The 22,328-nt window shown below is 52.1% G+C and carries 19 protein-coding genes; 15 read left to right on the top strand and 4 right to left on the bottom strand.

All coding sequences use genetic code 11. The features are described 5' to 3' along the window. The first annotated feature begins 128 nt into the window (after nucleotides 1–128). A complete protein-coding gene (locus tag CBE73_RS12700) occupies nucleotides 129–2,687 on the top strand; it encodes a beta-mannosidase (RefSeq protein WP_094094520.1) in 2,559 nt (852 codons plus the stop codon). A 13-nt stretch (nucleotides 2,688–2,700) separates the two neighbouring features. Then, nucleotides 2,701–4,050 (top strand): MFS transporter, encoded by a 1,350-nt coding sequence (locus CBE73_RS12695; protein WP_094094519.1) that lies wholly within the window; start codon nucleotides 2,701–2,703, stop codon nucleotides 4,048–4,050. 133 nt (nucleotides 4,051–4,183) lie between these two features. Here CBE73_RS12695 and CBE73_RS12690 read toward each other — a convergent pair whose 3' ends face one another. Continuing rightward, entirely contained in the window at nucleotides 4,184–5,002 is an 819-nt protein-coding gene (locus CBE73_RS12690; protein WP_094094518.1) for a helix-turn-helix transcriptional regulator, read from the bottom strand. Between the two features lie 141 nt (nucleotides 5,003–5,143). Between CBE73_RS12690 and CBE73_RS12685 the strand changes: the two genes are divergently transcribed. The 4 genes from CBE73_RS12685 to CBE73_RS12670 all read left to right on the top strand — a co-directional run bounded on the left by CBE73_RS12685 (nucleotide 5,144) and on the right by CBE73_RS12670 (nucleotide 9,451). Beyond that, entirely contained in the window at nucleotides 5,144–6,250 is a 1,107-nt protein-coding gene (locus CBE73_RS12685; protein ID WP_094094517.1) for a lipocalin-like domain-containing protein, read from the top strand. Between the two features lie 235 nt (nucleotides 6,251–6,485). Then, the gene (locus tag CBE73_RS12680; protein ID WP_094094516.1) at nucleotides 6,486–6,824 is read left to right on the top strand and encodes a DUF3243 domain-containing protein; all 339 of its coding nucleotides are present in this window, start codon (nucleotides 6,486–6,488) and stop codon (nucleotides 6,822–6,824) included. Between the two features lie 288 nt (nucleotides 6,825–7,112). Beyond that, nucleotides 7,113–7,973 carry an ABC transporter ATP-binding protein gene (locus CBE73_RS12675; RefSeq protein ID WP_094094515.1) on the top strand — a complete coding sequence of 287 codons (861 nt, stop codon included), beginning with the start codon at nucleotides 7,113–7,115 and terminating at the stop codon, nucleotides 7,971–7,973. A 194-nt stretch (nucleotides 7,974–8,167) separates the two neighbouring features. After that, entirely contained in the window at nucleotides 8,168–9,451 is a 1,284-nt protein-coding gene (locus CBE73_RS12670) for a stalk domain-containing protein (protein ID WP_229752699.1), read from the top strand. 40 nt (nucleotides 9,452–9,491) lie between these two features. Here CBE73_RS12670 and CBE73_RS12665 read toward each other — a convergent pair whose 3' ends face one another. Next, a complete protein-coding gene (locus CBE73_RS12665; RefSeq protein ID WP_094094514.1) occupies nucleotides 9,492–9,728 on the bottom strand; it encodes a DUF5316 family protein in 237 nt (78 codons plus the stop codon). A 328-nt stretch (nucleotides 9,729–10,056) separates the two neighbouring features. Between CBE73_RS12665 and CBE73_RS12660 the strand changes: the two genes are divergently transcribed. The 6 genes from CBE73_RS12660 to CBE73_RS12635 all read left to right on the top strand — a co-directional run bounded on the left by CBE73_RS12660 (nucleotide 10,057) and on the right by CBE73_RS12635 (nucleotide 17,555). Continuing rightward, nucleotides 10,057–11,415 (top strand): FAD-dependent oxidoreductase, encoded by a 1,359-nt coding sequence (locus CBE73_RS12660; protein ID WP_094094513.1) that lies wholly within the window; start codon nucleotides 10,057–10,059, stop codon nucleotides 11,413–11,415. Nucleotides 11,416–11,556: 141 nt separating this feature from the next. Then, entirely contained in the window at nucleotides 11,557–12,234 is a 678-nt protein-coding gene (locus CBE73_RS12655; protein WP_094094512.1) for a phosphatase PAP2 family protein, read from the top strand. A gap of 156 nt (nucleotides 12,235–12,390) precedes the next feature. Then, a complete protein-coding gene (locus tag CBE73_RS12650) occupies nucleotides 12,391–13,218 on the top strand; it encodes a formate/nitrite transporter family protein (RefSeq protein WP_094096295.1) in 828 nt (275 codons plus the stop codon). 345 nt (nucleotides 13,219–13,563) lie between these two features. Beyond that, nucleotides 13,564–15,648 carry a molybdopterin-containing oxidoreductase family protein gene (locus tag CBE73_RS12645; RefSeq protein ID WP_094096294.1) on the top strand — a complete coding sequence of 695 codons (2,085 nt, stop codon included), beginning with the start codon at nucleotides 13,564–13,566 and terminating at the stop codon, nucleotides 15,646–15,648. A 126-nt stretch (nucleotides 15,649–15,774) separates the two neighbouring features. Beyond that, nucleotides 15,775–16,992 (top strand): MFS transporter, encoded by a 1,218-nt coding sequence (locus tag CBE73_RS12640; protein ID WP_094094511.1) that lies wholly within the window; start codon nucleotides 15,775–15,777, stop codon nucleotides 16,990–16,992. Nucleotides 16,993–17,120: 128 nt separating this feature from the next. Then, nucleotides 17,121–17,555 (top strand): GNAT family N-acetyltransferase, encoded by a 435-nt coding sequence (locus tag CBE73_RS12635; protein ID WP_094096293.1) that lies wholly within the window; start codon nucleotides 17,121–17,123, stop codon nucleotides 17,553–17,555. 173 nt (nucleotides 17,556–17,728) lie between these two features. Here the strand turns inward: CBE73_RS12635 and CBE73_RS12630 are convergent, their stop codons facing one another. Beyond that, on the bottom strand, nucleotides 17,729–17,989 hold the full coding sequence (locus CBE73_RS12630; RefSeq protein ID WP_094094510.1) for a DUF2164 domain-containing protein: 261 nt from the start codon (nucleotides 17,987–17,989) through the stop codon (nucleotides 17,729–17,731). 162 nt (nucleotides 17,990–18,151) lie between these two features. Between CBE73_RS12630 and CBE73_RS12625 the strand changes: the two genes are divergently transcribed. From CBE73_RS12625 to CBE73_RS12615, 3 genes are all read left to right on the top strand, one after another. After that, nucleotides 18,152–19,864: a glutamine--tRNA ligase/YqeY domain fusion protein gene (locus CBE73_RS12625; RefSeq protein WP_174704812.1), complete on the top strand. Its 1,713-nt coding sequence runs from the start codon at nucleotides 18,152–18,154 to the stop codon at nucleotides 19,862–19,864. A gap of 27 nt (nucleotides 19,865–19,891) precedes the next feature. Then, nucleotides 19,892–20,341 (top strand): hypothetical protein, encoded by a 450-nt coding sequence (locus CBE73_RS12620; RefSeq protein ID WP_094094508.1) that lies wholly within the window; start codon nucleotides 19,892–19,894, stop codon nucleotides 20,339–20,341. 231 nt (nucleotides 20,342–20,572) lie between these two features. Next, nucleotides 20,573–21,082 carry a metallophosphoesterase family protein gene (locus CBE73_RS12615; protein WP_094094507.1) on the top strand — a complete coding sequence of 170 codons (510 nt, stop codon included), beginning with the start codon at nucleotides 20,573–20,575 and terminating at the stop codon, nucleotides 21,080–21,082. A gap of 30 nt (nucleotides 21,083–21,112) precedes the next feature. On the opposite strand, the gene CBE73_RS12610 is transcribed toward CBE73_RS12615, so the two are convergent. Next, on the bottom strand, nucleotides 21,113–22,327 hold the full coding sequence (locus CBE73_RS12610) for an MFS transporter (RefSeq protein ID WP_229752706.1): 1,215 nt from the start codon (nucleotides 22,325–22,327) through the stop codon (nucleotides 21,113–21,115). Nucleotide 22,328: the final 1 nt, after the last annotated feature.

The following is a 22,328-nucleotide window of genomic DNA, read 5'->3' as shown; positions in this document are numbered from 1 at the left end:
TATGGCCTCCGTTTATTCCTCATGATGTAAATACAAAATTTCTGAGAAAATTACAAATCCTCTGCATTTTTCATTGTTACAATGCAGCTAATTAATCAGTGCAAAACCAGGCAGAGGAGAGAAACGTTATGATCAGTTACTTGGACCTTGGGGGCAGTTGGACCTTGACCGGACGAAGCACGCAAAGGCAGTATCCGGGCCAGCTTCCAGGCAGCAATTATCTCGATTTACTGGCGTGCGGCGCCATTCAAGATCCCTTCTGGGGGATGAATGAGAAACAGGCGACCCAAATTGCCGAAGAGGATTATGTGTATGCCCGTCATTTTAACGTGTACAGCGGGCTGCTGGCCTGCGACAAGGTGACTTTGGAGATCTCGGGCATCGATACATTTGGGGTGATTACCCTGAATGACCGGCAGATCGGCAATTGCAGCAATGCACATCGGGACTATCGTTTTGATGTCAAACCTTATTTGACCGAGGGTGATAACATCATCGAAATCGAGTTCACAAGCCCGCTTCCTTATATCCGGAGAATGAAGAAGGAAATGCCTCTATTTCATATGTCCTTTGGTGAAATCGCTTCCTATGTCCGCAAACCGCAATATCATTTCGGATGGGATTGGGGTCCCAATCTGCCGCCTGTAGGCGTGAGCGGGAAAATTGGCATTAGCGGCGAAACGGCCGCTCGTCTGGAGGAGGTTCGGGTAAATCAGCTTCATCATAACGGCAAAGTCGATTTGCAAATCTACGCCGGTCTGGAGCGGCTTTCGGAGGTGAGCCGGAGGCAGCCGCTCGTGTATGAAATCGAGCTGACCTCACCGGACGGTTCGACCCGGCAGATCGGAGGCACTACGACCGAGAATCGGATTGACGCTGTATTGACCGTGGAAGACCCGCAGCTGTGGTGGAGCAACGGACTGGGCGAGCAGCCTTTGTATGAGCTGGAGGTACGTATTAGCACAGCGGAGGGGCATGTGAACGAGAAGGTAAGCAGCTGGAAGCGGACGATCGGCCTGCGGACGATTCGGCTGGACACATCAGCGGATGCTTACGGGAATAACTTCCGGTTTGTCGTCAATGGTGTGCCGATCTTCGCCAAAGGGGCGGACTGGATTCCTTCCGACAGCTTTGTGACTCGTACGTCGCCGGAGGATTTGGAGTTCTACATTCAAAGCGCCAGGACGGCCAACATGAACATGCTGCGTGTATGGGGCGGCGGCTATTACGAGTCTGATTTGTTTTATGACCTTTGTGACCGGTACGGCATTCTGGTCTGGCAGGATTTTGGATTTGCCTGCAACGAGTATCCGATGTCCGATCCGGAATTTATGGACAGCGTGAAGGCCGAGGTCGAAGATCAGGTACGGCGGCTGCGCGACCATGCCAGTTTGGCCTTGTGGTGCGGCAATAACGAGGTGGAGCCTTTCTATCTGCTGATGAAAAAGAAATCCGTAGCCGTGCACAAACGTTTCTTCTTCGAGCAGCTGCCGGCCTGGATGAAGCAGCTTGATCCCGTTACGCCATATTGGCCGGGTTCCCCAAGCTCCGGAGGCCCGAAAGATAAAGCCGGACTGCTGAATAAAGGCGACAGCCACCTATGGCAGGTGTGGCACGGCATGAAGCCGATCGAATATTTGGGCGAGCTGCCTGCCCGCTTCTGTTCCGAGTTCGGACTGGAGTCCATGCCTAGCATGCGGACGATCCGCAGCTTTACGGATGCGAAGGAACCGTCCATTTCGGACCCGGTTATGAAAGCGCATCAGAAGTCCCAGGCAGGGAATGAGAAGATGCTGTTCTATATCCTTTCCAAGTACCGGAACCCGGCGAATTTCGAGGACTTTACTTATCTTTCGCAGCTGATTCAGGCAGAGGCCGTGCAGATGGCGACCGAAGGCTGGCGGCGCAGCACAGGCCGCTGCAACGGTGCGCTGTATTGGCAGTATAACGACTGCTGGCCGACCGCATCCTGGTCTGGCATTGATTATGAGAAGCAGTATAAGGCGCTGCAGTATAAGGCCAGACATTTCAACGCCATGCTTTGCGTATCCGCCCATATGCGGAAGGACAAAGCGGAGATTTATGTCATCAACGACTATGCGGAGAGCTTTACTGGAACGCTTCAATGGAAAATCGCTGATTTCAGCGGCCAGGTGATCGCCTCCTCTACAGCTACTGCCCAGGCTGGACCAGCCGCAGCGGTCAAGCTGCTTGACCTGGATTTTGCCGAGATTGTCGGCCCGCGCAGCCGTAGCGATCTGCTGCTGTCCTTGACGCTGACGGACCAGGAAGGCCAGACGCGGTTTGAGCAGATCCGGCTGCTGGTGCCGGATAAGAAAGCCCGGCTGCAGAAGCCGCAGATCCGCCAGACGCTTACCGTTAAGGGTGAGACAGCCGAGCTGACTTTGCAGACGGATACGTTTGCCCGCAGCGTACGGGTTGAAATTGAAGGCCAGGACGCTCCGCTGTCGGACAATTTCTTTGATCTGGAGACTGGCAGAAGCATTACGCTAACGTTCCCTGTTAAGCCGGGTACGAAGGCTGAGCAGCTGAAGCGGCAGATCAGCATCAAGACGCTGGCTAATGTGACCAGCAAAGGGAATGCGTTTAGCGATGCGTTTCGCCGGATGGCGTTCCGCCTGAAGCCGATCAACTTCTTCACTTGGATGATTTATAAGTTCGTATAATAGGGGGTTCCATATGGAGACTACACAGCGGGAGCGTTTTTCTTATTACGGTTATTCGTTCGGACAAATTATGATCTACATGATACTTACCAGCTTTCTGCAGATCTATATGACTGACATCGCTATTCCGGCAGCTACCGTAGGGACGATCCTGCTGATCGCCCGGGTGCTGGATGCCGTTTATGATCCCTTCTTCGGGATTATCGTGAACAAAAGCAAGTGGAAGACAGGCAAATATACCCCTTGGCTGCGGATATCCACGTTTCTGATCGCGGGGCTTACGATCCTGCTGTTTGCCGTGCCAGCATCACTGGATCTATGGGTCAAGATCCTGCTGGCCGCCGGACTTTATATTATCTGGGGCATGTGCTACACCTTGTGTGATGTTCCCTATTTCTCTCTGGTCACGGTGATGACCGGCAGCGTGACGGAACGCAACACGATTCTGTCGCGCGGCAGGCTGTTCTCCTTGATCGGCACCGCGATCATCGCTTCCCTGTTTCCCCTGGCTTATCCGAAGACAGGCTGGTTCTGGGGCGTCTTCATCTTTACCGTGCTGTCCTTTGCGGTCATGACGCCGCTAGGACGGGTGGCCAAGGAACGCCATCCGGTCACGGAAGAGGCGCCTTCCTTGTTAGCCCTGTTAAAGGCAGTGGGCAGGAACAAATATTTGCTGGTGTTCTGCCTGGCATTTATGGTCGCCAATATCACCAACACGATTCTGACGGTGAACGGTTATTTTGCGATTTATTGTCTGGGCGGGCCGGAGATGATTTCGATCACGATGACGGTTCCCATGCTGTTTGCCGCCGTATTCTGCGCGCTGGTACCGGCCATCATCAAAAAGGTGGATAAATTCGATTTATATATGGTCGCCACGGCAGTCGGCGTAGTGTCGAGCATCGTGATGTATTTGGCGGGTTATTCCAATTTCACTTTGTATATGGTGTTGTCTACGATCCGCATTGTGGCGGTCACGTATACCAGCTCGTTTATGATCCTGTTTGTGGTCGATTGTGCGGAATACGGCCGGTACAAAACAGGGGAAGACAGCACGGCAGTCACAGTATCTTTGCAAACGTTTACGGCCAAAGCGCTGGGCGCTCTCTCGGCGGCCTTGGGCATGTTCATTTTGGGATTAAGCGGTTTTGTCGACGGGGCGGACGCGGTTCAGCCACCGGCCGTGCTGGATACGCTGTGGATTCTCGTATCGATTCTTCCGGCTGCGGGGCTGATTGTCTCGTTCTTTATCCTCTTGTTCGGCTACAAGCTGCGTGACCGCGATGTACAGATCATGTCCAAGGTGAACCAGAAGCTGCTCAGCCGAGAGGCGGCGGAGACGATGCTGTCGAGAAAATATTAAATTTGCTGCATTGATTTTGTTGCTGCACGCAAAAAAAAGACCGGGTGGTCCCGCTCCCGGCTTGGTCAGCCGTCATAAACCGCCCGGTTCATTGTTTCAACTATCGCTTGAGAGTTTCAGGATTGATTGTCCTTCAGCGTTTAGACTTTAACGTTTCTTCCTTCAAAATATTGCGGATCTTCTCCGCCGAAAGCTGGCCGTACCGGCTGGCAACGAGATTGTTGCTGTCAGGCTCCTTCAGATTCCAGATGGTGGAGGCCACATATTTTCGCGGACTGCACGCATAAGCCTTCTGAAAATCTTTCGAGAAATAAGACAAACTGCTGTAGCCGAGCATTTCCGAAATTTCCGTGATGGAATATTCGCTGTTCAGCAGCAGCTTGCGCGCTTCTTCGAGCTTGATGCTTTTCACGTATTGGGTGAGCGGGAGGCCGACTTCCGTTTTGAACAGGGTAGACAGGTAATTGGGATGAAGATTCAGCGCAAGCGCAATGTCTTTGACCCGGCAGGGCTCAAACAGGTGGCTGTGGATGTACTGGATCGCCCGGACGATCGGCAGGGAGTAGGATTTCAGCCGCTCCTCCTTCACCAGCTGAGAGTAATGGCGGATCAAATCGACCGTCAGGCGGCAGACGGCCAGCGGCGTGGTCTGTTTCTCCAGCTTATTGATATAGTAATCGCTCAGCGCAAAACATTTTTCAGGTTCAACGCCTACATCGGCTACAGCCCGGCAGACTACTGTAACGACACAGATGACGTTGTTCTTGAGGGAACGAAAGGAATCCTCGGCCAGCGGGTAAGTGTTGATCGTGTCCGGCGTCAAATAGTCAAGGAAATCCAGATCACCTTTAAGGACGAGATCGACGCAATATAATTCAAATTCACGGGAAAGATGATGATAACCGGACATTTTCATTTTTTTGATTTCCCAGTCTGCGGTTTTGGCTGCCATTTGGTTTCCTCCGATTGGATTGGCCTTAGAGTATATAAATTATTCTTTGAGATAATTACAAATATTATGAGAATATTACAACTAATATAAATCCGGAATTGATAGAATGCAACTGTGAAAGAGGCGCATATTAAGGGGATAGTGAAGCAAACGAAAGGGGCCGGCGCTGTCATGACAACCAAAGGACATTCCACAATGGGGTCTACCCCCGAGCATTATAAACGTTTAGGGATTCGGAAGAATGACATCAAACCTTGGGAAGATGGTTACCGGACTAAGGACGTCAAAGGAACCTACGAATGGTGGTATTTCGATTCGCAGATGGATGACGGCTCAACGCTGGTCATTGTGTTCTATTCGAACAAATGGACGCTGGCGCCCAAGAAGGGACCGACGCCGCAGGTTACGTTTGCGCTGCATACGGCTGACGGACAGGAATTCTCCGAAACGATGGAGATGCCTTTCTCAAGCTTTGAAGCCGCTGTGGATCACTGCCGTGTGAAGATCGAGGACTGCCTTTTCGAAGGGGATTTGCATGAATACCATATCCGGTTCAACAATGGAAAGATTGAAGCCAATGTCCGGCTGGCCGGCAACGTTCCGTCCTGGCGTCCGGAAACCGGATACTTCTACTTCGGCGATCAGGAGCAGCATTATTTCGCCTGGCTGCCTTCCGTTCCGGAAGGACGCGTCGAAGCGGAGGTGAAGGTAGAAGGCAAAACTTTGACCTATACCGGCACAGGCTATCATGATCACAACTGGGGCAACATTTCCATGATGAGCATCATCCGGCACTGGTATTGGGGCAGAGCCAAGATAGGCAGATATCAAACCATCTCTTCCTATATCAGCGGAGAGAAGAAGTTCGGTGACAACAAGTTCCCGATCTTTATGCTCGCCAAAGACGGGGAGATCATTGCCGACGATGCGGTGAGCTTCCTGCATTTTTGGGAGGAGGATCCCTATACCGATTCCCAAACAGGGCAGACCTTCTATAATCGCCTCCTTTATGATTACAACGATGGTCGGCAGCATTACCGGGTCACTTACCAGCGGGAGAGGGACATTGAATTTCATCAGGCTTCGGCATCCTTATCCAAACCGCTGCAGCTGCTCGCGAAAGTGATCCGTTTGGATGGGGTGTACATCCGGTTCACCGGGATGGCGACCATTGAATGTTTTGACGGCAGCCATGTGGTTGAGAGCGTCTCCGGCCCGGCCATTTGGGAACTGACGTCAAAGATTTAATCTGACCTGGCTTGGTATGACCTGATTCGATCTGGTTTGATCTGATTTTCTGGTCCGGAAACGTTACGGCTCAACGTTACCGCTCAAACGTTAACCGCTCAAACATTCACCGGACCTTCGCTCTTGAACGTTCTTCAGTTTACGCGGCCTCGATGCAGGGTAAGGAACATATGGAGCCGCACCCGGCTTCAGGGTGCCTGGCTCCCTGATGTTTCATACTCAAGGAGGGATAGCCGTGTCTGAACATAATCATGTAGTGAATAAGGAAGGCGAATTGGCGCTGAACAAGGTGGACGATGCGCTGAACCGGATCGATGAAGAGCGTAAGGATGAAATCCTGAACAGCTTTAACGAATTTAAATCCTATTTGCGAAAAAGAATAGAGCTCGCGCAGAACATCGGCTTAAACGAGGAAGCCATTGCCGTGGCTGCCGAGAAAGTGGCCGGTTATCTGGCGAAGCAGGAGGAGCCCCGCAACGCCGAAGAGAAGCTGCTGCGCGAGCTTTGGAATGCAGGCAACAAGGAGCAGCAGCATGCTCTGGCACATATGCTGGTAGGCATGGCTAAATCTTAAGCAAATTCGAATAGCTTACAGAACAGCCTTCGCAGGGACAACCTTCGGATGACAGGAAAGCTTTTTCCTGATCCGGAGGTTTTTTTATTTGACTGAACCTGGGTCGTTTGAAGACTCTCCGTTGAGCGGGAAATCATCAAATCTTCATAAAATCATCATCAAATCGCAAAAATGTATTGACACTGATAATGATTATCAGTATGGTTATACATATAAAATGATAATCATTATCAACGGACTTAATCGGATGTTCATATATTATTTATCAGGGGAAAGGAAGTTATGGCCATGGTATCTTTGCAAACGGCTCGTTTGGATATCGCTTATGAGGAGCGGTTGATCGTTGAGGATTTGAATATCAAGATTCCTGACGGTAAAATCACAGCACTTGTAGGAGCCAACGGTTCCGGCAAGTCTACGATCTTGAAGACCATGGCCCGGATTCACGGACCTAAGAACGGAAGTGTACTGCTCAACGGCAAATCGATACATAAGCAGTCCACACGCGAGGTAGCGAAGCAGCTGGCTATTCTGCCGCAGAACCCGACCGCTCCGGACGGCTTGACCGTTTATGAACTGGTATCCTACGGCCGCTTCCCTTACCAGAAAGGCTTCGGCAGCATGAGCGCTGAGGACCGCCGCGTGATTGAGTGGGCCATTGAAGTTACGGCCATGTCCGATTTTGCGGAGCGTCCGATCGAGCAGCTTTCCGGCGGTCAGCGCCAGCGTGCCTGGATCGCCATGGCTCTTGCCCAGGAGACAGGAATCCTGTTCCTTGACGAGCCAACGACTTTCCTGGATATGGCGCACCAGCTCGAAGTGCTGGAATTGCTCGAAGAGCTGAATGCGGAGCAGAACCGGACGATCGTTATGGTTGTGCATGATCTGAATCACGCTTCCCGTTATGCCCAGCACATGATTGCCATTAAATCCGGCAAAGCGGTAGCAGAAGGTGCGCCTACTGAAGTTATGACGTCTGAAGTGCTGCAGGAGGTATTTGGAATCGAGGCGGATATCATTCTGGATCCGCGGACCGGCGTTCCTCTTTGCCTGCCTTATGGCTTATGCGGCCGTAAACCTTCGGCCCGTGTGAAAGCAGCCGAGAAGGACATTGTCCCGGCGGCCCAATTGACAGCGGCATTCCGCTAAACTTTAACAATCGAGCAGTTTAACGCAGTTTCTCCTTGTGAGAGACTGCGTTTTTTGTTTTGCAGTAAAGATACTTAATTTGGAATTCGATCCTGAATTAAGTATACTAGGGGGAGCTAATCTATTAATCGTTTACTAGTCATGATAGGTTTATAGTTTGATAGACTTTGGAGAAAAGGGGAGTGTTCTTTACGTTGAAGTCTCGCCAAATCAAGCCATATTTCATATCGTCTGTAGCTGCCGCGCTTCTTGTCGCCGGCATCGCTTTGCCTTATGGAAACGCCCCGTCAGCCGCTGCCGCGGCGGCCCAGACGGCCGCTGTGCCTGCTATTTTGCTGGATGGGTACAGTCTGCCTTTTCCCGCTCCGCCTGCGGTCAAGTCGGGAACGACCATGGTTCCGTTCCGAGCCGTTGCAGAAGCTTTGCATATAACGGTCCAATGGGACGCCAAAGCGCGGACGGTTACGGCCACTAAAGCCATGAGCGGCGGAGGCACCCGCAAAGTGGTTCTCAAACAGGGAAGCAAACAGGCCACGGTGGATGGCAAAGCGGTAACGCTGGCCGTTGCGCCTTATGCCCAGAACGGCAGCGTGCTTGTCCCGCTTAGCTTCTTCAGCAGCCAATTCGGAGCAGCAGTAAGCTGGAACGGCGCTACGAAGACGGTGTCGATCCAGTCTCCTGCGGAGGATATGGATACCTCGGTCTTTTACGCTCTGAATTCATTCGCCAAACGCAGCTATATGCCGCTGTTCGACGGCGTTTCCTTCGGCTGGGCCCGGATCGGCGAAGATGGCAGATTGACCCTAGAGGGGAAAGATTATTACTGGCCTGAGGCCGCCGGTGACATTACGCCGGAATCGCTGGTTGAGGGAGCAGAGGCAGCTGGACAGGATGCCCAGCTTCTGGTGGTCGGTACGGATGGTGCAGGAGAATTGACCCGGCTGCTTGGCGATCCAACGCTGCGTGCAGCGGCAATATCGGATATAGTGAGCCTGGCATCCGGCAAACATTTTACCGGTATTACTTTGGACTTTGAAGGACTGGGCCTTACAGGCGACGCACAGGCAGTACAACAATCCTTAAACACCTTCGTGAAGGATGCATCGGCAGCGGCCCGGCAGGCCGGTCTGAGGCTGTCTCTGGCCCTGCATCCGTTAAACGGCTCTTATAAAGGTTATGATTATAAAACGCTGGGTTCTTATGCGGATGAATTGATCATTATGGCTTACGATTTCAAACAGGAGCCCGGACCTGAACCGCTGGGCAGTATTGATACCGCGATTAAGCTGGCGCTGCAGCAGGTCGACAAGAGCAAGCTGGTGCTGGGTATTTCTCTCGGCAGCGAAAATGCCCAGTCCTTAAGAGGACCGGTTGGTTTAGCCAAGCGCTATGACCTCAAGGGAATTGCGATTTGGAGATTGACTTTGGTCAGCGACGAGATTGTGAATGCTCTTAAACAAAACGTCATTTTGAATTAAAGGCAGGACCCGAACTGTTTATTACAGTGAGGGTCTTTTTTTATTCCACGACCCTATGCAAAATAAAGGCAGCAGCCAACGCAAGCACACCGGCCAGGAACAACCAGCCCGACCATTTCAGCCGGCTTCTTCGTTCCTTTCCAGCCTGATCATTCATGCTTTCATAAGCCTGATTGGCACGCATCCGATCGCCGCCGACGGCCGAACCACTTAATAGAATGGCGCTGGCCAGCAGGGCATAACCCAAGTAAGACAGCCAGCGAATCAAGTCAGACATAGGCGAAATCCTCCTTTGAAGTCGTTCCTTTTTATAACCTAATTTTACATGAATTGAAGGCCGCCGATACAGGGAAATCTAACATTCAGGAATCAGGATCAAAGCCAGTCGGTGCTTGAAACTTGAGTCGTGCAAATGTGAACAAAACATGAAAGTGAAAAAAATCACTTGATATGTGAAAAAAGTCACACTATAATAAACTCATAAACAAAGTGAACATTTTCACAAGTCAATTGCAAGTGGTGTGGAGCTCATTTCCCATCATTCAGGATCATCCAGGATGTCCCGCTTTCTTATAGATTTTCAACATTTGAGGAGGAAGTTAACAATGAAAATTGCAGTGATTGGATGTACTCATGCAGGCACGGCGGCTATTGTAAATGCGGCAAAATTGTATCCGGAAGCTCAGATTACCGTTTATGAGCGTAATGACAATATTTCATTCCTATCCTGCGGTATTGCGCTTTATGTAGGCGGAATGGTAAAGGACCCGGCCGGATTATTTTATTCCTCGCCTGAACAGCTCAAAGAGCTGGGGGTGGAGACCCGGATGCTGCATGAAGTGACGGAGATCGATACGTTGGGGAAAACGTTGACCGCCCGCAACTTGAAGACAGGGGAAATGCTGCAGGACAGTTATGACAAGCTGATTGTGACCACTGGTTCCTGGCCAATTGTTCCGAAGTTTGAAGGCGGCGATCTGGACAACATTTTGCTCTCCAAGAACTTCAATCACTCTAATACGATCATCGAGAAATCGAAGCAGGCCTCCAGCATTGTTGTCGTTGGGGCCGGTTATATCGGGGTTGAACTTGTGGAAGCCTTCCAGCTTAACGGCAAGCAGGTGACGCTGATTGATGCCGAGGAACGAATCTTGAGCAAATACCTCGACGCCGATTACACGGATAAAATTGAAGCTTCCCTGCAGCATCATGGCATCAAACTGGCGCTCGGCGAGAAGGTAACGCGCTTTGAGGGTGCCACTGGTAAAGTAAGCAAGGTCATTACGGACAAAGGCGAATACGAGGCGGACCTGGTTATTTTGTGCATCGGCTTCCGTCCGAACACGGAACTGCTCAAAGGCCAGGTTGATATGCTGAAGAACGGGGCCATCATCGTGGACAATTACATGCAGACCAGCTGTCCGGATGTTTATGCGGCCGGCGACAGCTGCGCGGTTTATTACAACCCGACCCGTCAACATGCTTACATTCCACTGGCCACCAACGCTGTCCGCATGGGAACCCTGATTGCCCGGAACCTGATCAAACCTACGGTATCCTACATGGGTACGCAAGGAACCTCGGGCATCAAGATCTATGAAGATAACATCGCAGCTACAGGACTTACAGAGCTGGCGGCCCAGGAAGCAGGCCTGGATATTGACAGCGTACTGATTCATGAGCATTACCGTCCAGAATTTATGCCGACCCATGAGGAAGTGATGCTGAAGGTTGTCTTCGAGAAAACCTCCCGCCGAATTGTCGGGGCCCAGCTCATGTCGAAAGCGAACCTGACCCAGTCGATCAATACGCTTTCGGTGTGCATTCAGAATCAAATGACCATGGAAGAGCTGGCGTTTGTCGATTTCTTCTTCCAGCCGCATTACAACAAACCATGGAACTTCCTTAATACAGCGGGGTTAGCGGCTCTGCCAGAGGTTCCATCGCTGGAGCTTACCCGTTAAATCTCACAATAAATTACAGGCAGTGTTCGGCAGGAGAAGATCCTTGCCGGCACTGCTTTTTATTTTTTTCGTTGCCACAGCTTTAAAATGGCGTTAAAGTGGACAATGTATGTTTACATGGGATAGAAAGGTTTAAGGAAAATGAAGGACGAGAATTTGAAAAAAGGTTTATCTTTGGCATTCCTTATCAGTCTTCTGTGTGCTATTCTCTTCGTTGTGTTAGCGCTGTCTATTCGGCGCGACTGGATTGTATCTTTTGACCGGACGATCATCGGGGAGGTTCAGGGCTGGGAAACTGCCGGCCTAACCCGCTTCATGGAAGCGCTCAGCTGGATTGGAACCACGAAAGTAGTTATCACCCTTATTGTCGTCATTATGCTATTCCTATACTTTGTGCTTGGACACCGCAGAGAACTGATCTTCTTTGTATGGGTATGTTTGGGCGCTTATCTTCTTAACGTATTGATCAAGTCCCTGTTCAAGCGAGAACGCCCGGATTTGCATCGTATTGTCGAGGAAGTAGGCTACAGCTTCCCGAGCGGCCATTCTATGGTTTCATTCGCTTTATACGGTTCACTGGCTTATCTGCTCTGGAGGCATGTTTCTTCTAAAGGCGGACGATCTGTACTTCTGGTCATCAACGGTCTGATAATCGCGGGAATCGGTTTAAGCCGGATTTATCTAGGTGTACACTATCCAAGCGACGTCCTTGGCGGTTACATAGCCAGCGGCTGCTGGCTTACGCTCGCGATCTGGCTTGGAGGCAGATGGATCAAGGGCGGCAGAACAAGTTCTCAAGACATCTCATCCCGCCAATAAAGCAGCCTCAGAGCTCTGCTCCCCGCCGCTGCAGGAAGAATGAAGAGCTTTGTGCTTCGTGTAAGCGGTGCCGTGATTAATATTATTTTGTGGGTGTTCGGTCAAAGGTACAATAAGATCAAATTTTCCAGGATGGAAACAAAAGGAGATTTTGCTATGGCTTATTACAAACCAAATGAAATTGCCGACCTTGTTGTAGATGTCGGGATCAAGAAAGCTCGTCTCAGCCTTCTGACTATGCTGGTATTGGGATTCCTCGGTGGCGCTTTTATTTCGCTCGGTTTTCTGCTTGATATCCGGGTTACTGCCGGAATGCCCGCGCAGTGGGGCGGACTTTCCAGCTTTATTGGAGCAGCGGTTTTCCCGGTAGGGCTGATTCTGGTCGTTGTAGCGGGTGCCGAGCTGCTCACGGGCAATATGATGGCCGTGCCGATTTCCCGCTTTGCCGGCAAGATCAGTACAAGTGAACTGATTGGCAACTTGGTTCTTATTACGCTCTCCAACTTTGTAGGTGCCCTTTTTATTGCCTACTTTTTTGGCCATGTAGTGGGTTTGACGCACAGCGGCGTTTATTTGGACAAACTGGTCGATATGGCAGGTCATAAGCTGGATGACAGCTTTGTTCAGGCCTTTTTCTCCGGTATCGGCTGTAACTGGCTGGTTGCACTTGCGATTTGGGCTTCCTACGGGGCTGACAATATCAGCGGCAAGATTCTGGCCGTCTGGTTCCCGGTTATGGCGTTTGTCGCTATCGGCTTCCAGCACGTTGTGGCCAACATGTTCCTGATCCCGGCCGCTATCTTTGAAGGCCACTACACCTGGGGCCAATATTTCGGGAATTTTGTTCCCGTCTGGCTCGGCAACCTGGTCGGCGGTGCCCTGTTCGTGGCGATGATTTATTACCTGGCTTACCTCAAGCAGGCTCCTGTAGCGGGTAAACCGATTGCCAAACAGGCAGCTTCCAAAGGCGGCGCACGCAAATAGAACATTAGCTGGAGTTATGAATGAATCCGGCTTCTTACAGCAGCAAGCTTTGGCGTACGAAAGGCGCCAAGGCTTGTTGTTTTTTTTCTGCGCAAAAAAAAAGAGCAGGAACAGCGCTGCTGACGCAGCATCGTCCCTGCTTGTGCCGGGTGCACAAAGATTCCATGAATATCGCTTAAGGGGAAGTCACAAATTCACGGGTTTGCTATCCAGCTTGTTATTACCCCGCCGATTTAAGATTGAAACACGAATCGGATCAAGCAATAATAGATTTATAGACAGATCGGAGGAGAGAGGCTCATGCAAGCAGAAACAGGGAAGAAGATGAACCGCTCTTCCACATTCATGGCGGAGCAGCAAGACGGCCTATTTCCCGCCGTATGTCCGCTGGATTGTCCGGATACCTGCGGTTTGCTTGTCCACAAGCGGGCCGGCAAAATCGTAAAAGTCGAAGGCAATCCGGAGCATCCCGTTACGGCCGGAGCCATCTGCAATAAAGTCCGGAATATGACGGAGCGCATTTATCATAAAGAGCGAATCTTATATCCGCTTAAACGGGTTGGCAGGAAAGGGGAAGGCCGGTTTGAGCGGATCACGTGGGAAGAGGCTCTCCAGGAGATCGCGCAGAGGTATCACCGGCTGATCCGGGACTATGGGGCTGAATCTATTCTGCCCTATAACTTCTATGGAAATATGGGCTATTTGAGTGTGCAGGGCATGGACCGCCGCTTCTTTAACCGGCTGGGGGCTTCCAGACTCCAGCGAAGCATCTGCAATTCGGCCGGAACGGTCGGCTGGAATTATACGATGGGCTTTGGCGGCGGTGTCCCGCCCGAGGCTGCGGCGAAGGCCAAACTGTTCATCGTGTGGGGCGGAAATATCGTCAGCACTTCGATGCACAAGTTTATGCTGATCGAGAAAGCCCGCAAGCAGGGTGCCAAGCTGATCGTAATCGACGTCCACCGCAATAAAACCGGCGAACGGGCCGACTGGTTCATTCCGGTTCATCCCGGCACCGACGCGGCGCTGGCGCTTGGTCTGATGCACGTGCTGTTTGACCGCGGCTGGACGGATGAGGCGTTCCTCTCGTCATATACGGTAGGACACGAAGAGCTGCGCGAGCATGTGAAAGCCTATACTCCGGAGCGTGCTGCCGAAATCACGGGGGTGCCTGCTGAAGACATTGTCAGGCTGGCTCAGATGTATGCCGAAGCCTCTCCGGCCTATATTCATATCGGGAATGGGCTGCAGCATCATGACAACGGCGGCATGGCCGTCCGAACAATCGCCTGCCTGCCCGCTTTGACCGGGGCCTGGAAGATGGAAGGCGGTGGAGCCTTTAAATCAAATATGGCCTACGGTGCGATCAATGGGGAAGCGCTGGAGCAGTCCGGATTAAGAACCAATCCGCAGGCAAGGACCGTTAATATGGTCCGGATCGGTGAAGCGCTGCATGAGCTGGAGCCTAAGCTCCGCTCCTTGTTTGTCTACTGCGCCAACCCTGCGGTTGTAGCGCCTGACACGGAGCGGGTGCTGGCAGGATTGATGAGGGAGGACTTGTTTACGGTTGTACATGACCTGTTTATAACCGATACGGCCAAATATGCGGACATCGTGCTGCCGGCGACTTCAACTTTCGAGAATACGGATTTATACGGCTCTTATTGGCATCTGTACATGCAGCTGCAGGAGCCGGTCATCCCGGCCGAAGGGGAGAGCAAAAGCAACTTCGAGCTGTTTAAGCTGCTGGCCGAGGCCATGGGTTTTGATGAACCGGCTTTCCGGGAAACGGAAGAGGACCTGATCCGGCAGGCGCTGGATTACGCTGCCAATCCTTATTTGCGCGGCATGACGCTGGACAAGCTGAAGGAACAGCGCTTCGTCAAGCTGAACATGGAGCCGCTGGAGCATCGCCCTTATTTGGATCAGCTGACCACCCCCTCCGGAAAAATAGAGCTGTATTCGCGGCAAATGGAAGAAGCCGGCCTGCCGGCTCTGCCAACCTATATTCCGCTGACAGAAGGATTTGATGGACGCCGGCGTCCGCGTCCAGACGGCGGTGATCCTTATCCGCTGATGTTTATCAGCCCGCCGAACCACAGCTTCCTGAATTCCACCTTTGCCAACGTGGAGAAGCTGGCCAAGCTGGAGAAGGCGCCGATCCTGCAGATTCATCCTGAGGATGCGGAAGCGAGGTCTATTCGTGATGGAGATCCGGTAGTGATCCGCAACGACCGCGGGCAGTTTGAAGCGGCAGCCTCCGTTACGGAGCGGATGCTGCCGGGGACTGTCGTCAGCCAGGGGCTGTGGTGGGGCAAAGACGGCAAGCGGACGCGCGTCAACGCCCTGACCTCCGGGCGGCTGGCGGATATGGGAGGCGGAGCCACATTTTTCTCCACGGTGGTAGAGGTTGAACGGTTGAAGGAATAGCCATGGAAGCAGGAAGATTATTTGCTTGCCGCTGCCGGCCAATTCCTCCATACTGAAAGCTGGATGACAGTGGCATCTGGAACGACAAGAAGACGATGACAACATGAATGTAGGAGTTTTATAGAGATGAGATGGTTACAGAATTACCCGCGGGAAGTCAAAGTCTTTCTTGTGGCAAGCTTGATCAATTCCGCCGGCGGTTCGCTGATGTGGCCGCTGATCACGATGTTTATATTCAAGGAACTGGGCCGCAGCATGACGGATGCCGGACTGGTGATCCTGGTGCAGAATATCGGCGGAATTGCAGGGCAGATCCTCGGCGGAGCGCTTTACCACCGGGTGGGCGTGAAACGCCTGATTGTCGGTTCGCTTGTTTTTAATGCGGCGGGTCTGCTTATGCTTCCCTATGGGGCAGCGAACTGGTATGTCTTTATGGGGCTTATGCTGGTCATCGGTTTCACCAATGCGATGTCCATGCCTGCCATTCAGGCTTTTATCGGATTCAGATTTACGGAGAGAAGGGCCGAGCTGTTTAACGTGGTCTACGTGGCGAACAATATCGGCGTGGCGCTGGGTACGGCTATAAGCGGCGTGCTGGCCCGAATTTCTTATCATTTGAGCTTTATGGCTAACGGAGTCACCTCGCTGGTGTTTGCTGTATTCTTCCTTGCTTATTTAACAAGGGTGGAGCGGGAGCAGGGCGATCTGAAGGTAGGAAAACGCAGAAAATCGACCAGTGGTCACAGGCCGCTGTCGCTGCTGGGCGATTTCCGGGTTTATTTGTTCATGGGGATCGGATCGCTGTTCCTTTGGCTGGCCAACAGCATCTGGAACAATGGCGTGTCGCCCTATACGATCACTATGGGAATGCCTGAATGGAAATACAGCATTTTGTGGACTTTAAATGGCATACTGATCTTTGCAGCGCAGCCGCTTGTGTCCTGGATTCGCCGTCTGTGCGCCGGAACGCCGCAGCTGCAGATGCTGGCGAGCGGGGTCTTCTACCTGCTTGCGTATATTTGCATCCTGGTCTTCCACAGCTATTCGGCCATGGCCTTCGCCATGGTGCTGGCTACGCTTGGCGAAATGCTGATTTCGCCTGCGATTCCTGCGTTTATCTCGGAGCATACCGGGAAGACGGCTCCTTTTTACCTGGGGCTTGTTGGCGGGATGGGCTTTGCCGGACGGGTGATCGGACCTTATGCGATGGGGGTCCTGTATGACTGGGGAGGCCTGACACCGGTGGCCTGGCTTGCTGTTGTTATTGCGGTGCTGACGATAGCCGGCTTTGCGGTTCATGCGGCCATAAACCGGGACCGGAAGGCGTTATATGAGATAAATTAAAGCAATGAAATGCTGGCGGAGGAGGGAAGGTTAGCATAGAATCCCCTGCCTATGATATCGGAGGCGATTAAAGCGTGTCAGAAGAGATAGAAATCAGGTTGTCCGAGCTTCGCGATGCCGGGGCTCTGATGGAAATCGATGATCTGGTATGGACGCCGGCTATTACGCCGGGTCCTATGGTCAAGAAGACGAAAGAGCAGTATTTGCAGCAGTGTCCGCCGGGCAATCAGCTGGTGGCTTGTTTGGGCAGTCGGCTGGTCGGTTATATCGGCTTTGACAACCCGACGGGTTTGGCCAGCAACCGCCATGTTTATGAGATCAATATTGCGATTCATCCGGAGTTTCAGCACCGGGGCATCGGCATGAAGCTGATGGAAGCGATGAAGGAACAAGCCAAAGCAGACGGCGTACGGAAGCTTTCGCTCCGCGTGTTGAGCACGAACCAGGCGGCCAAAGCTTTCTATGAACGCTGCAGCTTCCGGGTGCAGGGTGTGCTGCCGGAGGAGTTCTGGCTGGATGGCCGTTACGTGGATGATATTTTGATGTGGTGCCCGGTTTCCTGAACGATGGGAGATCACGATAAGCAGGGGCACGTAATCAAACAAACGGGCAGGACAGCAGCCCTCCTCGGAGGGAGGAAGCCGTCCTGCCCGTCGTTGTTGGGGAAGAAGACCCGATTAGACAAACGTAAGTAGACTAGCTGGAACGGACACAGGAGCAGACTAGCGGGAGCGGACTAGCGGGAGAGCTTCACTTTCTGCTCCAGCGCATAAATATCCTCCTCCAGAGAGACCATCCGCTGGCCGACCAGGGTGCGGCAATCCGCCAGCGCCTGATTGTAGACATACGGCCCGATGCGGGTCATAAAGAAATCAAGCACGCCGTCCGCCGCCAGGTCTCCCAGCGTTTCGCCCCGTTCCTCCTCAAAGAACTGCTGAATGAGGCGAATCATCTGATCGCGTTGTTCTTTGGGCAGTTTGACCGGTTTGGTGGGCATAATGGGAACAACTCCTTTCTTGCTGCATTTAAATGGGAATCAGTTCAATATAAAGAATAATGCCATGCTAAGGCATTCGGACGGGTGCTGTCAAAGGCCCGGGGCATTGAACTCTTGCCCGGATATCGGTATATTTATATAAACGAAACGGATCCTATTCGGATAGAAAGGTTGATTCGCGTGACACACGGCACAACGCCTCCAAACTTTATTAAGAACATTATTACCGAGGACCTGAAGAGCGGGAAAGTAAACAAGGTCATTACCCGTTTCCCGCCTGAACCGAACGGTTATTTGCATATCGGCCATGCCAAGGCCATTTGGGTGAATTTTACGCTTGCAGACGAATTCGGCGGCCGGACTAATCTTCGCTTTGATGATACGAACCCATTGAAGGAAGACGTGGAATATGTCAATTCTATTAAGGAAGATGTAAAATGGCTGGGCTTTGAATGGGAAGAACTCCATTTTGCGTCCGATTATTTTGAAGAGATGTACAACCGGGCGGTGCTGCTGATCAAGAAGGGCAAAGCCTATGTGGATGATCAAACCGCTGAGCAAATCCGCGAAACCCGCGGTACGCTTACTGAGCCGGGCAGCAACAGCGCGTTCCGTGAGCGTTCGGTTGAGGAGAACCTGGATCTGTTTACCCGCATGAGAGCAGGTGAATTCAAGAATGGGGAAAAGGTGCTGCGCGCCAAGATCGACATGACGTCCCCGAATATTAACCTGCGCGACCCGGTCATTTACCGGATTTCCCACGCTAAACATCATAATACGGGCGATGCCTGGTGCATCTATCCGATGTATGCATTTGCCCATCCGCTGGAGGATGCGATCGAAGGCGTAACGCACTCGCTTTGTACGATCGAATTTGAAGATCAACGTCCCTTCTATGACTGGGTGATCGCCGAGACCGAAATGTCGGCAGAGCCGCATCAATATGAATTCGGCCGTTTGAACGTCGAAACGATGGTCACCAGCAAACGGAAGCTGAAGCTGCTCGTTGACGAAGGATATGTGGACGGCTGGGACGATCCGCGGATGCCGACGATTTCGGGTCTGCGCCGCAGAGGTTATACCCCGGAAGCGATCAAGAACTTTGTATTTGAAGCGGGGATTTCCAAAGCGCAAGGTACGGTTGATCTGGCGATGCTGGAGCATTTTATCCGCGAGGATTTGAAAATGAAAGCTCCGCGCACCATGGCTGTGCTTGATCCGCTGAAGGTAGTCATCACCAATTATCCGGAGGGTCAATCGGAGATGCTGGAGGCCGAGAACAACTCCGAGAATCCGGAGATGGGCAACCGCGAAATTCCGTTCTCCCGTGAAATTTACATTGAACGCGAAGACTTCATGGAGAACCCGCCAAGCAAATATTTCCGGTTGTTCCCGGGCAACGAAGTCCGCTTGAAGCACGCTTATTTCATCAAATGCAACGATGTGATCAAGGATGCTGAAGGCAACGTAGTCGAGATCCACTGCACGTACGATCCGGAAACGAAGAGCGGCACCGGATTTACCGGCCGTAAAGTAAAAGGCACCATCCACTGGGTAGATGCCGCCAGCGCGGTTCCGGCGGAATTCCGCCTGTACGAGCCGCTGATCTCCTCTGCGGATGAGGAAGAAGAGCTGGACGGGGAAGAAACGGCGAAGGTAGAAGCCAAAACCTTTCTGGATCAAGTGAATCCGAATTCGCTGGAGATCGTTAAAGGTTTTGTTGAACCGGAGCTTGCCGAGGCCAAGCCGCATGACAAGTTCCAATTTTTCCGTCATGGATATTTCAATGTGGATCCTAAGGTTTCCAAACCGGGGGCCCCGGTATTCAACCGGATCGTATCGCTGAAGAGCTCATTTCAGCTTCCCAAACAATAAGAGATAGACAGAGAACGGGGGATGGAGATGCGGGAAATCCGATTGCCGCAGCCGGTTGGACTGAAGACTGAAATGGCCAAAGCGCTTGGCCGGACAGCCGAAGAACTGATCGACATTGTGAAGACGAAGAACTGGGCGGCACTGCCGTCTTTGCCGGAGGGCCGGGGAACCTGGGAGGGCTGGATCGATTTTGCCGCGAATCAGACCGATATGCTTCTGGCGGCCTTGAAAGAGGGGTACCGTTTTAATTTTGCCACCATTGGCGGCGTACGGACGCTGCTGGAGGTCAAGTGGGGCCTGATCCTCAGCAAGGATTATCAGGATGGCGGCGAATCCGCCGAGAACGTTCCGCTGACCGATGAAGCGGTTCAGGAGCTTGGCCGGCTGGTTACGGTCCCTTGGGAGATTACGCCGACAGGGCAAAAGGGATCATCGCCATCGGGGCGGCCTTTATACCGGATCGCTCACCGGATCTAAACTGTGCTTGAGCGGGACGGGACCCGAAGGGAACGGATAGGTTAGGTCAAAGTTAGAGTTAGGTCAGACGCTTGAACACGCTTGAACCTGAATAGACAGACAGACTAAGGAGCGCGGGGTGAGAGATCCCGCGTTTTTTGGTCATATACAGATTTTTTTGAAATTAGAGTTAAGTAGTTCTGCCCTGGGTCCATTTGATTAGGCTGTACAGTTAAGAGAGGAGGACAAATAATGATTATTGGCATCGTATCGGATACCCATCTGCGGGGAGGGAAGGTGAAGCTGCCGGACAAGCTGACTGAGGCGTTCAAAGAGGTGGACTATATTCTGCACTTGGGCGATTGGACAAGCCTTGAGGTGTATGACCAGTTGACTGCTTTAGCCCCGGTGGACGGGATTGCCGGGAACAATGACGGGTACGACATTATTGAACGCTTCGGGGAGAAGAAGATCCTGTCCTTTGAGGGTGTCCGAATAGGGCTTGTTCATGGACATGAACCTTATTCGTCAAGGCTTGCAACACCGCAGAAGGCCCGCAAGGCCTTTGAGGGAGACTCGGTGACCTGTATCCTGTTCGGCCATTCCCATCAGCCTTATTTGCAAACGGAAGACGGGGTGCTGCTGTTTAACCCGGGCTCCCCGACGGACAAACGGCGGGAGAAGCAATATTCCTTTGGCCTGCTCGAGATTAATGGTGGACAGGTCTCGGCCCGTCATATCTTCTATGAGGATAAAGGCTGAGCATCCAGTGGCATAACAAAAGCCCGGCCATTATGAATAATATTTGCTTGGCGCGTAGCCCTTGCGATGGATATAAGCCCAAAGCAGGCCCAATCCGATGGTGCCGCACAAAGCCATGGAGACCAGCGTTTTATATAAAATAACAGAACCGAAGTTCTGGAACAGCCAGCCGCCCATCAGCCCGGCAATGATCACGGATAATCCGCTCCAGCAGAGGACGCACAACGTCTGCCCCGCCGACCGGAACGGTTTAGGCAGGAAGAGGGACGTAATCCGGGTACCTACGAGGAAGAATCCCCCCAGGGTCACGGCGTTGAGCAGTCCGATCAGAATAACGTGAACAGGCAGGGTAGCGCTGGCCATCAAATTCCATCGCAGGACCGACAATAAGGACACCAGGGTTATAACCAGCAGCAGCCGGGACATCTGCTTTTTGACCCACCGGGTCAGCCCATAGAATACGGCGGCCTCAAGGATTGTCGCGGCAAAAATCGCCAAGGCGAAATCCAGCATGCTGCCGCCCAAATCGGTCATAAACAGCGGCATAAACAGCTGATTAACCGAGAAGGGGACCGTGATGAGCATCCCGAGCAGCAGGAACGCGATAAAATATTTATTGAGCAGCACGCCGGATATTTCCCGGCCGGTAAGCGGCGGTGTAGGATCCGGCTGCTTGTAGGACGGAAAGGACAAACCAAAGACGATGGCCGCCGCGGCAAACAGCGTCACGCTAATGATAATCGGCAGCCGGTGAAAGACGCCGTCGTTAAACGAGTAGCTTAAGGAGAAGGGGAGAATGGCCCAGCCAAGAGAGGACCACCATCGACTTATGGGATAATTCTTTTTCAGTTTGGATGAAGATTCCCCTAGCTTCTCAAGTGTAAAGGTATGACTTATGGTTAATAACGGAGACAGGAAGAAAAATAAAATCAAACTGCCCCAGACGACCCAGCGATAGCTTTCCACCCACAGCAGCAGCTGAACGGACAACAGGATTCCAATCAGCAGCAGAATAAGCGTATTTCGGGTGCTGAGCTGTTTGCTGCGGCAGTAGTTCCAGAAGGAATAGGCTGCTACAGATACCAGCGGTCCGGCGGCCAGCAGTTCTCCGATCTGGAGCTTGTCCAGTCCGACGGACAAATAATACAGCTGAAGATAGGACGTAAAGATTGAAGCAATCCCGTAGGTGAAGAAGTTTAACAGATGTAAGGAAAGGGAAGCTTGTCTTCCGGAATCTTTGTGCACC

The sequence above is a fragment of the Paenibacillus physcomitrellae genome, assembly GCF_002240225.1.
Lineage (GTDB): Bacteria > Bacillota > Bacilli > Paenibacillales > Paenibacillaceae > Fontibacillus > Fontibacillus physcomitrellae.
This window is presented reverse-complemented; position numbering and strand designations above follow the sequence as displayed.

Bases quoted from the DNA above. Each gene is read 5' to 3' on its own strand.
- CBE73_RS12700 (WP_094094520.1), top strand. From the start codon at position 129: ATGATCAGTTACTTGGACCTTGGGGGCAGTTGGACCTTGACCGGACGA.
- CBE73_RS12695 (WP_094094519.1), top strand. From the start codon at position 2,701: ATGGAGACTACACAGCGGGAGCGTTTTTCTTATTACGGTTATTCGTTC.
- CBE73_RS12690 (WP_094094518.1), bottom strand. From the start codon at position 5,002: ATGGCAGCCAAAACCGCAGACTGGGAAATCAAAAAAATGAAAATGTCC.
- CBE73_RS12675 (WP_094094515.1), top strand. From the start codon at position 7,113: ATGGTATCTTTGCAAACGGCTCGTTTGGATATCGCTTATGAGGAGCGG.
- CBE73_RS12665 (WP_094094514.1), bottom strand. From the start codon at position 9,728: ATGTCTGACTTGATTCGCTGGCTGTCTTACTTGGGTTATGCCCTGCTG.
- CBE73_RS12660 (WP_094094513.1), top strand. From the start codon at position 10,057: ATGAAAATTGCAGTGATTGGATGTACTCATGCAGGCACGGCGGCTATT.
- CBE73_RS12655 (WP_094094512.1), top strand. From the start codon at position 11,557: ATGAAGGACGAGAATTTGAAAAAAGGTTTATCTTTGGCATTCCTTATC.
- CBE73_RS12650 (WP_094096295.1), top strand. From the start codon at position 12,391: ATGGCTTATTACAAACCAAATGAAATTGCCGACCTTGTTGTAGATGTC.
- CBE73_RS12645 (WP_094096294.1), top strand. From the start codon at position 13,564: ATGGCGGAGCAGCAAGACGGCCTATTTCCCGCCGTATGTCCGCTGGAT.
- CBE73_RS12640 (WP_094094511.1), top strand. From the start codon at position 15,775: ATGAGATGGTTACAGAATTACCCGCGGGAAGTCAAAGTCTTTCTTGTG.
- CBE73_RS12635 (WP_094096293.1), top strand. From the start codon at position 17,121: ATGGAAATCGATGATCTGGTATGGACGCCGGCTATTACGCCGGGTCCT.
- CBE73_RS12630 (WP_094094510.1), bottom strand. From the start codon at position 17,989: ATGCCCACCAAACCGGTCAAACTGCCCAAAGAACAACGCGATCAGATG.
- CBE73_RS12620 (WP_094094508.1), top strand. From the start codon at position 19,892: ATGCGGGAAATCCGATTGCCGCAGCCGGTTGGACTGAAGACTGAAATG.
- CBE73_RS12615 (WP_094094507.1), top strand. From the start codon at position 20,573: ATGATTATTGGCATCGTATCGGATACCCATCTGCGGGGAGGGAAGGTG.